The organism is Achromobacter sp. DMS1, assembly GCF_001270295.1.
Window position 1 is genome coordinate 1 of sequence record NZ_LHSJ01000138.1, and the last position, 10,612, is coordinate 10,612.

The 10,612-nt window shown below is 68.6% G+C and carries 12 protein-coding genes and 2 pseudogenes; 1 reads left to right on the forward strand and 13 read right to left on the reverse strand.

Annotated elements, in window-relative coordinates:
- Window positions 1-154 precede the first annotated feature (154 nt).
- The 12 genes and pseudogenes from hisG to AD428_RS16050 all read right to left on the reverse strand — a co-directional run bounded on the left by hisG (window position 155) and on the right by AD428_RS16050 (window position 9,049).
- Window positions 155-829: an ATP phosphoribosyltransferase gene (gene hisG / locus AD428_RS16000; RefSeq protein WP_053245842.1), complete on the reverse strand. Its 675-nt coding sequence runs from the start codon at window positions 827-829 to the stop codon at window positions 155-157.
- Window positions 826-2,094: a UDP-N-acetylglucosamine 1-carboxyvinyltransferase gene (gene murA, locus AD428_RS16005; protein ID WP_053245843.1), complete on the reverse strand. Its 1,269-nt coding sequence runs from the start codon at window positions 2,092-2,094 to the stop codon at window positions 826-828. The genes hisG and murA overlap by 4 nt, the downstream gene beginning before the upstream one ends.
- A complete protein-coding gene (locus AD428_RS16010; RefSeq protein WP_053245844.1) occupies window positions 2,094-2,339 on the reverse strand; it encodes a BolA family protein in 246 nt (81 codons plus the stop codon). The genes murA and AD428_RS16010 overlap by 1 nt, the downstream gene beginning before the upstream one ends.
- A gap of 5 nt (window positions 2,340-2,344) precedes the next feature.
- Window positions 2,345-3,157 (reverse strand): ABC transporter permease, encoded by an 813-nt coding sequence (locus tag AD428_RS16015; RefSeq protein WP_053245845.1) that lies wholly within the window; start codon window positions 3,155-3,157, stop codon window positions 2,345-2,347.
- On the reverse strand, window positions 3,154-3,966 hold the full coding sequence (locus tag AD428_RS16020) for an ABC transporter ATP-binding protein (protein ID WP_053245846.1): 813 nt from the start codon (window positions 3,964-3,966) through the stop codon (window positions 3,154-3,156). Before AD428_RS16020 ends, AD428_RS16015 begins: the two co-directional genes overlap by 4 nt.
- 135 nt (window positions 3,967-4,101) lie before the next feature.
- Window positions 4,102-4,731 (reverse strand): MlaC/ttg2D family ABC transporter substrate-binding protein, encoded by a 630-nt coding sequence (locus AD428_RS16025; RefSeq protein WP_053245847.1) that lies wholly within the window; start codon window positions 4,729-4,731, stop codon window positions 4,102-4,104.
- A gap of 42 nt (window positions 4,732-4,773) precedes the next feature.
- Window positions 4,774-5,616 carry an MlaA family lipoprotein gene (locus tag AD428_RS16030; RefSeq protein ID WP_082308450.1) on the reverse strand — a complete coding sequence of 281 codons (843 nt, stop codon included), beginning with the start codon at window positions 5,614-5,616 and terminating at the stop codon, window positions 4,774-4,776.
- Window positions 5,617-5,685: 69 nt separating this feature from the next.
- Window positions 5,686-6,189: an outer membrane lipid asymmetry maintenance protein MlaD gene (gene mlaD, locus AD428_RS16035; protein WP_053245848.1), complete on the reverse strand. Its 504-nt coding sequence runs from the start codon at window positions 6,187-6,189 to the stop codon at window positions 5,686-5,688.
- Between the two features lie 15 nt (window positions 6,190-6,204).
- On the reverse strand, window positions 6,205-6,993 hold the full coding sequence (gene mlaE, locus AD428_RS16040; RefSeq protein WP_053245849.1) for a lipid asymmetry maintenance ABC transporter permease subunit MlaE: 789 nt from the start codon (window positions 6,991-6,993) through the stop codon (window positions 6,205-6,207).
- On the reverse strand, window positions 6,990-7,823 hold the full coding sequence (locus AD428_RS27115) for an ABC transporter ATP-binding protein (protein WP_053245854.1): 834 nt from the start codon (window positions 7,821-7,823) through the stop codon (window positions 6,990-6,992). The genes mlaE and AD428_RS27115 overlap by 4 nt, the downstream gene beginning before the upstream one ends.
- Window positions 7,824-7,880: 57 nt before the next feature.
- Window positions 7,881-8,369, reverse strand: a pseudogene (locus AD428_RS27120) (hydantoinase/oxoprolinase N-terminal domain-containing protein); the annotation flags it as partial.
- A gap of 113 nt (window positions 8,370-8,482) precedes the next feature.
- A complete protein-coding gene (locus tag AD428_RS16050) occupies window positions 8,483-9,049 on the reverse strand; it encodes a LysR substrate-binding domain-containing protein (RefSeq protein ID WP_235490493.1) in 567 nt (188 codons plus the stop codon).
- Between the two features lie 6 nt (window positions 9,050-9,055).
- Between AD428_RS16050 and AD428_RS16055 the strand changes: the two genes are divergently transcribed.
- Window positions 9,056-9,919 carry a universal stress protein gene (locus AD428_RS16055; RefSeq protein ID WP_235490498.1) on the forward strand — a complete coding sequence of 288 codons (864 nt, stop codon included), beginning with the start codon at window positions 9,056-9,058 and terminating at the stop codon, window positions 9,917-9,919.
- A 68-nt stretch (window positions 9,920-9,987) separates the two neighbouring features.
- Here the strand turns inward: AD428_RS16055 and AD428_RS16060 are convergent.
- A pseudogene (locus tag AD428_RS16060) lies at window positions 9,988-10,612 on the reverse strand (NAD(P)-dependent oxidoreductase); the annotation flags it as partial.

A 10,612-nucleotide genomic window follows, 5' to 3' on the forward strand; every position in this document is an offset into this window, starting at 1 on the left:
GCACGCGCTGATCCTGTCGTGCACCTTCATTCTCTTTCCGCTGCTCGGGCTGGCGGCTGCGCGCGGCCTTCCCGGGCCTGCTCACGCCTTCGCTGTGGCTGGGCGTGTTGTTCGTCTGCACCGGGCCCGCGCCGCGGGCGGGCGGGGACGGGGGTCAGGCGTTGCGGGCGGCGGCCCGCTCGAAGGCGTCCAGCAGGGGTTGCAGACGGGCGCCGCGGGTCTTGAGCGCCGCCTGGTTGACGATGAGCCGGGAGGAAATCGGCATGATGCTCTCGACTTCGACCAGGTTGTTGGCGCGCAGCGTGCCGCCGGTGGAAACCAGGTCGACGATGCAGTCGGCCAGGCCGACCAGCGGGGCCAGTTCCATCGAACCATACAGTTTGATGATGTCCACGTACACACCCTTGGCCGCGAAGTGTTCACGGGCCGACTGCACGTACTTGGTGGCCACGCGCAGGCGCGCGCCCTGGTGCACGGCGGCCTCGTAGTCGAAGCCCTGCCGGGCGGCCACGGCCAGGCGGCACTTGGCGATGTTCAGGTCGATGGGCTGGTACAGCCCGCCGGGCTGCTGCGCCGCGTGCTCGATCAGCACGTCCTTGCCGGCGATGCCCAGGTCGGCCGCGCCGTACTGCACGTAGGTGGGCACGTCGGAGGCGCGCACGATGATCAGGCGCAGGGCCGGGTCGCTGGTGGGCAGGATGAGCTTGCGCGAGCTTTCGGGGTTCTCGGGCACTTCGATGCCGGCCTCGGCCAGCAGGGGCATGGTTTCTTCGAAGATCCGTCCCTTGGACAGGGCCAGGGTGAGGGGCGTGACGGGAGCGTCGCTCATGCCGTTTCCTTGCCGCTAACGCGTTGTATGTCGGCGCCCAGGGCGCGCAGTTTCACTTCCATGCGGTCGTAGCCGCGGTCCAGGTGGTAAATGCGGTCGACCAGGGTTTCGCCTTCGGCGGCCAGGCCGGCGATGACCAGGCTGGCCGAGGCGCGCAGGTCGGTGGCCATGACCTTGGCGCCCGACAGGCGCGGCACGCCGCGCACCACGGCGGTGTGGCCGTCGATGTCGATGTCGGCGCCCATGCGGCGCAGCTCCTGCACGTGCATGAAGCGGTTTTCGAAGATGGTTTCCACCACCACCGAGGCGCCATCGGCCACGGTGTTCAGCGCCATGAGCTGGGCCTGCATGTCGGTGGCGAAGCCGGGGTATTCGTGGGTGCGGAAGTCCACGGCCCTGGGGCGCGCGTCCATGCGCCCGCGCACCCAGTCGGGGCCGGTTTCGAGGGTCACGCCAGCCTCGGCCAGCTTGGACAGCGTGGCGCCCATGATGGCGGGGTCGGTGTGGCGCAGCAGGATGTCGCCGCCCGCGGCGCCCACCGCGCACAGGAAGGTGCCGGCTTCGATGCGGTCGGACACCACGCGGTGCGAGGCGCCGTGCAGGCGCTCCACGCCTTCGATCACGATGCGGTCGGTGCCGTGGCCCTGGATGCGGGCGCCCATCTTGATGAGCAGCTCGGCCAGGTCCACCACTTCGGGCTCGCGCGCCGCGTTCTCGAGCACGGTGCGGCCTTCGGCCAGCACGGCCGCCATCAGCAGGTTTTCGGTGCCTGTGACGGTGACCATGTCGGTACGGATGACGGCGCCCTTCAGGCGGCTGGCGCGGGCCACCACGAAGCCGTGCTCGATGCTGATTTCGGCGCCCAGCGCGGCCAGCCCCTTGATGTGCTGGTCCACCGGGCGCTGGCCGATCGTGCAGCCGCCCGGCAGGCTTACGCGGGCCTCGCCGAAGCGCGCCACCAGCGGGCCCAGCACCAGGATGGAGGCGCGCATGGTCTTGACCAGTTCGTAGGGAGCCTCCAGGTTGTCGACGCCGTCAGCCTGCACGGTGACCACGCCGTCCGCCGCGCGTTCGGCGCGCACGCCCATGCGCTCCAGCAGGCGCAGCATGGTGGCGGTGTCGTTCAGGTGCGGCACGTTGGAGAGCGTGACCGGCTCGGCGGTCAGCAGGCCGGCGCAGAGAATGGGCAGGGCGGCGTTCTTGGCGCCCGAGATGGCGACTTCGCCTTGCAGGCGGGGGCCGCCGGTGATGCGGAGTTTGTCCATTATTTGCCTGCCTGTTCGTATTCGGCCGGGGTGAGCGTGCGCATGGAGAGCGCGTGGATTTCGGCTTTCATGCGGTCGCCCAGCGCCGCGTAGACCATCTGGTGGCGGGCGATGAGCCGCTTGCCCTCGAAAGCCGTGCTGACGATGACGGCGTCGAAGTGCGAGCCGTCGCCCTGGACGTCGAGGTGTACACAGGGCAGGCCGTCCGCGATGTATTGGCGGACTTGCTCGGGAGTGGGAAGCATGAACGTCAGTTCCTGAGTTTGTAGCCGCGGGCCAGGAGCCGCAGCGCATAGAGCGACAGCGCGAGGAAGACCCCGCTCACCACCGCCAGGCTGCGCCATGGGGAGACGTCCGACACCGAGAAGAACCCGTAGCGGAAGCCGTCGATGGTGTAGAAAATGGGATTCCAGTGCGACACGCCCTGCCAGAACGGCGGCAGGGTATGGATGGAATAGAACACGCCCGACAGAAACGTGGCCGGCATGATCAGGAAGTTCTGAAAGGCCGCGAGCTGGTCGAATTTCTCGGACCACAGCCCGGCGATCAGGCCCAGCGTGCCCATGATGCCGCAGGCCAGCACCGCGAACGCCAGCACCCACAGCGGATGCTGCGGCGCCAGCGACACGAAGAACAGCGCCACCAGCCACACGCATACGCCCACGGCCAGGCCGCGCGCCACGGCCGCCAGCACGTAGGCCGCGAAAATGTCGCGATGCGACAGCGGCGGCAGCAGCACGAACACCAGGTTGCCGGTGATGCGGCTCTGGATGAGCGATGAGGACGGATTGGCGAAGGCGTTCTGCAGCATGCTCATCATCATGAGCCCCGGAATCAGGAACGCGGTGTACGGCACCGTTCCGTACACCGTGACCCGCCCTTCCAGCACGTGCCGGAACACCAGCAGGTAGAGCAGCGCCGTGATGACCGGGGCCGCGATGGTCTGGAAGCTGACTTTCCAGAAGCGCAGCAGCTCCTTGCGCAGCAGCGTCGGAAAGCCGGAGCCGGCATCCAGGCGGGGCTGCACCAGCGGCTGGCTGGCGGAAGCTTCGGCGGGCGTCATGAGGAAATCTCTTCGGGTTGCAGCGTGGGGGTGGGCGGGAGGTCGTCCTGGTGCATGATGCGGACGAAGGCGTCTTCGAGGTCCACCCCGCCCACGCGGGCGAGCAGCGCCTGCGTGGTGTCCAGCGCCACGATGCGGCCGCCCTTGAGCATGGCGATGCGCCCGCACAGGGCCTCGGCCTCTTCGAGGTAGTGGGTGGTGAGCATGATGGTGTGGCCGGCCTTGTTCAGCCGCGAGATGAACTCCCACAACGTGCGGCGCAGGTCCACGTCCACGCCCGCCGTGGGCTCGTCCAGCACGATGACCGGCGGGCGGTGCACCAGCGCCTGCGCCACCAGCACGCGCCGCTTCATGCCGCCGGACAGTGCGCGCATGTTGTTGTCGGCCTTGTCGGCCAGCCCCAGGTTGTGGAGGATCTCGTCGATCCAGTCGTCGTTCTTGCGCAGCCCGAAATAGCCCGACTGGATGCGCAGCGTCTCGCGCACCGTGAAGAAGGGGTCGTACACCAGCTCCTGCGGCACCACGCCCAGGGCGCGCCGGGCCGACTTGTAGTCGGCCACGACGTCGTAGCCACAGACGCTGGCCCGGCCCGAGGTGGCGCGCGCCAGCCCGGCCAGGATGGAAATCAGCGTGGTCTTGCCGGCGCCGTTGGGGCCCAGCAGGCCGAAGAATTCGCCGTGGCCGATTTCGAGGCTGACGTTGTCCAGGGCCTGGAAGCCGGGGCCGGGGGCGCGGCCGAGCAGCTTCTGCCACCCGCTTCGGCGCGGCGCGTAGATCTTGGAGACGTGTTCGAGACTGACGGCGGACATGACGGCAGTGAGGGCCCGGAAAAGAGCGAATCGCTCATTATATAAGCGCCGTACGGCTCGCCGTCCGATGGCCCCGGCGCGGACAGGGACGGAACGCCGGCGCGGGAGCCGCGGGCTCCCGCGCCGCGCCCGTGCTTACTGGTTGCGCTGGTTGAGCGCGTTGATCAGGCCGTCGATGCCGTTCTGGTTGATCTGTTGCGCGAACTGGTTGCGGTAGTTCTCGATGAGCCAGATGCCTTCGACGTTCATGTCGTAGATCTTCCAGCCGTGGGCGGTCTTCTCCAGGCGGTAGTCCACGCCCACCGGCTGGCCGTTGTCCTGGGTGATGAGGGTGCGCACCACCACGTCGTCGGCGTTGGGGTCGCCGCGCAGCGGCAGCATCTTGACCTGCGTGCCGGCCGTCACGCGCGTGAGCGCGCCGCTGTAGGTGCGCACCAGGGTGCCGCGGAAGGCTGTCGCCAGGGCCTGCTTCTGCTGGTCGGTGGCCTGGCGCCAGTAGCGGCCCGCCGCCAGGCGGGTGGTCTTCATGAAATCGACGTAGGGCAGGATGTGCTGATCGACCACCTGGTTGATGCGGGCGGTGTTGCCCGCCTTGACGGCGCCGTCGGCCTTGAGCACGTTCAGGGCCTCGTCGGCGGCGGCCTGCACGAACTTGTCGGGCGGGCCGTTGGGGTCGGGTTTGGCATGGGCGGCCGCGGCGGCGGCCAGGCCCAGCAGGCCGGCGACGAACAGCCGTTGCAACAGGGAAAGAGGGGAAAACCGCATGTAGGTATGCTCCTTGCTCACGTAGGGGGACGGCGGTCCGGCTTACCGCGGCGCCGAAACCGGGGGGGGCGCTTCCGGGAGGCCCGCTTCCGGGGACTCCGTCTTCGGGGCGCCGGTTCCCGGGGCGGGCGCGGCGTCGTCCTCGTCGTCTTCGTAGTTGGGCAGCGTGGATTCGCTGTCCGTCTTGTGGCCCAGCACCATGGAGGCGCGGCGCTGCAGGTAGGCATCGCGCACGAAGCTGTACGGATCGAGCGCCACGCGGTCCACCGTGTCGGTCGCGTCCAGCAGGCTGGCGCGCGTGTCCACCACCTCGAGGCCCCACAGCGAGTTGCGCAGCGGCACGTTGTCGATGGCGCTCACGCCCATGTAGCCGTGTGCGCGGCCCTGCCAGTCGCCCACCAGGCCCACGCCGTCGCGCACCGTGGAGGCGCCGAAGAAGGGCAGCACCAGATAGGGGCCCTGGCCGAAGCCCCAGACGCCCAGCGTGGTGCCGAAATCGTTGGGGATCTTGCGGGCACCGTTGGCCGAGGCCACGTCGAAGCAGCCGCCCACGCCCATCGTGGTGTTGAACAGGAAGCGGCCCAGCGTGTTGATGAAGTCGTGGCCGCGGCCCTGCAGGAAGCTGTTGGTGCCCGACCAGAGGTCGTCCACGTTGTTGAAGATATTGTGCACGCAGGTGCGCACCGGCTGCGGCGTGACGTAGGTGTAGGCCTGGGCCACGGGCTTGAACAGCGCACGGTCCACGGTGTCGTTGAACTTGTACACGCCCCGGTTGAAGCCTTCCCAGGGATCGCGCGGGTCCGGATTCGAGGACGCGGCGCAGCCGGCCAGCAGCGCGCCGGCTGCGGCGACAGTGGCAACGCGGGAAAGAGCTTGCATTTTCATGATGTGGGGATCCCTATCGGTAATTTCTTATTCGTGTCGCTGCGCGCCGGCGCGGTCCGGCCTTGTTGTTCAGGGGGCCTTGGGCGCGGCATCGGCGCCGCCGCCCTGGCTGGTGCCCGACTTTTCCGCCGACCCGTACAGGAACTGGCTGATGAGCTGCTCCAGCACCACGGCGCTTTGTGTATAGCGGATTTTTCCGCCGTCGGTAAAGTTCTCCTCGTCGCTGCCGGCGGTCAGGCCCAGGTATTGCTCGCCCAGCAGGCCGGAGGTCAGGATGGCGGCCGAGGTGTCCTTCGGAAACTGGTACGCCTTTTCGAGGTCGACCGACACCACGGCCTGGAAGGTCTTGTCGTCGAAGGAGATGCCGGACACCCGGCCCACCACCACGCCCGCGCTTTTCACGGGCGCGCGCACCTTCAGGCCGCCCACGTTGTCGAAGTTGGCGGTCAGCGTGTAGGTGGGGGCGAAGGAAAAGCTGCTCAGGTTGCCGGCGCGCAAAGCCAGGAACACCAAGGCGGCCGCGCCCAGCAGCACGAACAGGCCCACCCAGAAATCGGTTTTTTCGCGTGACATGATTCGTTATCCGTTTCAGTTTCCAAACATCAGGGCCGTGAGCAGGAAATCCAGGCCCAGCACCGCCAGCGAGCCCACCACCACGGTGCGCGTGGTGGCGCGGGCCACGCCCTCGGGGGTGGGGCGCGCCTGCCAGCCCTCGTAGAGCGCCACCAGCGTGACGGTGACGCCGAACACCAGGCTCTTGATGACGCCGTTGGCCACGTCGCTCCAGACGTCCACGCCATTCTGCATCTGCGACCAGAACGCCCCGGCGTCCACGCCGATGAGCGCCACGCCCACGACCCAGCCGCCCAGGATGCCCACCATGGAGAACACCGAGGCCAGGATGGGCATGGCGACGATGCCGCCCCATAGCCGGGGCACCAGCACGCGGCGCATGGGGTCCACGGCCATGACCTCCATGGCGGCGAGCTGCTCGCCGGCCTTCATCAGGCCGATTTCGGCCGTCAGCGAGGTGCCCGCCCGGCCCGCGAAGAGCAGCGCCGTCACCACGGGGCCCAGTTCGCGCACCAGGGACAGCGCCACCAGCAGGCCCAGGGCCTCCTCGGAGCCGTAGCGGTTCAGCGTGTAATAGCCCTGCAGGCCCAGCACGAAGCCCACGAACATGCCGGACACGGCAATGATGAGCAGCGAATAGTTGCCGATGAAGTGGATCTGCTGCGACACCAGGCGGGGCCGCGACAGCGCAATGCCGCTGCGCGCCAGCATGGCGCCGAAGAAGCGGGTGAAGTAGCCCACGCCGCTTACCTGGGCGCGGGCCCAGCCGCCCAGCGCGCCGATGGTCTTGAGGGGGCCGCTCATGCCTTGCCTCCTTGTTGCGACAGCCATTTCCGGAAAGCCGGCGTCTCGGGGTAGTGGAACGCCACCGGGCCGTCCGGCTCGCCGCGCAGGAACTGCTGCACGTAGGGGTCGCCCGAGGCCGAGAGCACGTCGGGCGTGCCGGCGGCCTTGAGCTCGCCCTGGCCCACCAGATACACCTGGTCGGCGATGGCGAAAGACTCATGCACGTCGTGGGTGATCAGCACCGAGGCACAGCCCAGCCGGTCCGCCAGGTCGCGGATGAGGCGGGCGGTGACGCCCAGCGAGATCGGGTCCAGCCCCGCGAAGGGCTCGTCATAGAGAATGAGCTCGGGCTCCAGCACCACCGCGCGGGCCAGCGCCACGCGGCGCGCCATGCCGCCCGATATCTCGGACACTTTCAGGTGAGCGGCCGCCCGCAGGCCCACGGCGTCGAGCTTGTCGAGCACGCGCTCGACGACTTCCGCGTCGCTGGCGCGCGTGTGCTCGCGCAGCGGGAAGGCCACGTTTTCGAAGACGTTGAGATCGGTGAACAGCGCGCCCTGCTGGAACAGCACGCCCATGCGCTGGCGCAGGGCCTGCAGTTCGGCGGCGCCGGCCTGGCCGATGTCCTGGCCGAAGACCACGACCTTGCCGCGCTGCGCCTGGATCTGGCCCGTGGCCGCGCGCAGCAGCGTCGTCTTGCCGGAGCCGGATCCGCCCATGATGGCCACCACCTGTCCGGCCCGGACATCCATGGAGATGCCGCGCAGCACGGTGAAATCACCGTAGCCGAGCGCGACGTCGTGCAGGCGCAGGGCGAATTCCGAAGTGCTGCGGGAGTGAGCGGGCATGGACAACGATAGGGGTTCCAGTTCCGGGGACGGAGCAAGCCCCGCGGCCGCGACGGCCACGACTTCGTCCTCGTCGAGCGGTTGCAGCACCGAGCCGTCGGCGGCAATGCGTTCGGTGATTTCGAAGCGCCATTCGCGGGGGGCGAGCGGCTCCGGCTTGACGACGTTGTAGTCGTACAGATGGGGCCGGGTCTGCCGGCCGATTTCCAGCACGTCGCGAAAACCGCGGGTGGTCACCAGCGCGGTGCGCGAGCCCCGGCGCTCGATCACCATGTTGGTCGCGACCGTGGTGCCGTGGCCCACGTGAACCAGCTCGGAACCGTCTATGGCGTGCTCGCGCATCAGGTGGGCCAGACCTGCCTGGATGGCTTCGGAAGGATCATGCGGCGTGGAGGGCACCTTGAAATAGTGCAGTTCGCCGGTATGTTCGGCCAGCAGTGTGAAGTCGGTGAACGTGCCTCCCACGTCGAAGCCGACGCGAAAGCGGCGGCCGCCCGGGGCGGTTGCGGTATGGGTCACAAGGGTCTCCAGGATGCTGGCGCGCACTGCGCCGGAAGTGGAATGACCCGAATGCTATCGACGCCCCGTCATACGGTCCAATCAAAGATTGGTATCAGTTGTTATCATGGATATGAATGACGAAGCCGGGCTTTCTTCCCCTAGTACGCATGGGGTTCGGGCCGCGCCGTCTGGTCGAACACCATGCCTTGCGCTTTGCATACCTTGAGGATTTCCTCCCGCAGCCAGCGATGCGCGGGCAGGTTGTCGGAACGTTCGTGCCAAATGAGGTTGACGGTGCGAGGCACGAAAGGAAAAGGCGCTTCGACCGCTTCCAGCAGGTGGCTGTACGGGCTGTTGCGCACCGTGTTGACCGGCACCACGCAGATCAGGTCCGTTTCGGCCAGCAGTCGCGGCGCAAGCGCGAATTGGTTGATCGTAAGCACGACATTGCGCTTGTACCCGTGCGCGGCCAGCTCGTGATCGATGAGCGCCGGCGTGCCGAGCAGGCTGACCATGAGATGGCGTGCGCGCAGGAAGCTGTCCAGCGTGAAGCGGGGCTGCGCCAGCAGCGGATGGCCCTTGCGCATGGCGCAGACATAGGTCAGGGTCTCGAGCGGCAGCGTGCGCAGCGAAGACCCGAAATTCGAGTACACGCCCGCCGCCATGTCTCGGGCCGCCGCCGCTTGATCCAGGTCAAGAAGCCGGGCGCCGGTCTGTCCGACCATTTGAGCATGGACGCTGACAAGGAGGCCGCCATGTACCGCCGCATCGCTTTGCACCTGGACCAGGGTTACGATTGCCAACGCCGCACCACCGTCGCCCTGGCGCTGGCCCGGCGCCACAAGGCGGAGGTGCTCGGCATCTACGCCAGTTCCGCCCCGCCGCAGTATTACTACGGGGAATCCGTGCTGCTTTCCCGCGCGCTCGACGTCATGAAGCAGGTGCTGGCCGAAGACCGCGCCGCGGTGCAGAACGGCTTCCTGGCCTCCGCTTCGGCGGCCGACGTGGCGGCTTCGGTGCGCAGCGCCGAAAGCTCGCCCAGCGCGTGCATGGCGCTGTACGGCCGCACCGCCGACCTCATCGTGCTGAGCCAGGAAAACCCTCGCGACACCGACGCGGCCCATGAAATCGAATTCGTGGAACAGACGCTGCTGTCCGCCGGACGGCCGGTGCTCGTGGTGCCCTCCAGCGGCACGTTCACGGGCGTGGGCGAGCGCATCGTCTACTGCTGGGACCGCAGCCGAGAGGCGGCGCGCGCGCTGGCCGACGCCATGCCCCTGCTCAAGCACGCCGGCGAGATCGTGGTGCTCACCATGGACGAGGGCGAATCCACGACGACGCGCGAGCCCGCCATTCCCTTCGCCGAGCTGGCCACGTATTTCGAGCTGCATGGCGTTCCCGAGCCGCGGCACGTCAGGCGCGACATCCGCGGCGTGGGCGTCGGCGCCACTATCCTCAACACGGCCGCCGACCACAGCGCCGACCTCATCGTGATGGGCGCCTACGGCCACAGCAAGCTGCGCGAATGGGCCATGGGCGGCGCCACCGCCTCGGTGCTCAAGAGCATGACGGTGCCGGTGCTGTTCTCGCACTGAGGGCGGCAGGCTCCCTGCCCGCCGGCGCGGCGGACGCTGCTATCCGCCGTGTCCCGCATCGGGCACGGGGGGTGAGCACGGGGGCGGCCCGCGAAGTGGGCGGCGGCGTTCTGCAGGAAGAGACTGACGGTGTTCTCCACCGCCTCGGGCGAACGGCCGGCGCTGTGCGGCGTGAGCACCACGTTGTCCAGGCGCTTGAGCGCCTCGGGCACGTCGGGCTCGCCCTCCACGACGTCCAGGCCCGCGCCGGCGATGCGGCCTTGCTCCAGGGCGGCGATGAGCGCCTGCGTATCCACCACGCTGCCGCGCGCCACATTCACCAGGTAGCCTTGCGGCCCCAGCGCGTCGAGCACCGTCTCGTCGACCAGGTGGTGCGTGGCGGCCCCGCCCGGCGCGGCCACCACCAGGAAATCCGAGTCTCGGGCCAGCGCGCGCACGTCCGCGTAATGCGCATAGCCGCTTTCCGGCCGGGGACGGCGCGTGCAATAGCCCACCCGCATGCCGAAACCCAGCGCCCCGCGCCGGGCGATTTCCCGGCCGATGTGCCCCAGCCCGATCAGCCCCAGGCGCTTGCCCGCGACCTGCGGCCCCATGAGGCGATTTCCCGGCCGATGTGCCCCAGCCCGATCAGCCCCAGGCGCTTGCCCGCGACCTGCGGCCCCATGAAGCCGCTCCAGCCGCCCCGCCGCACGG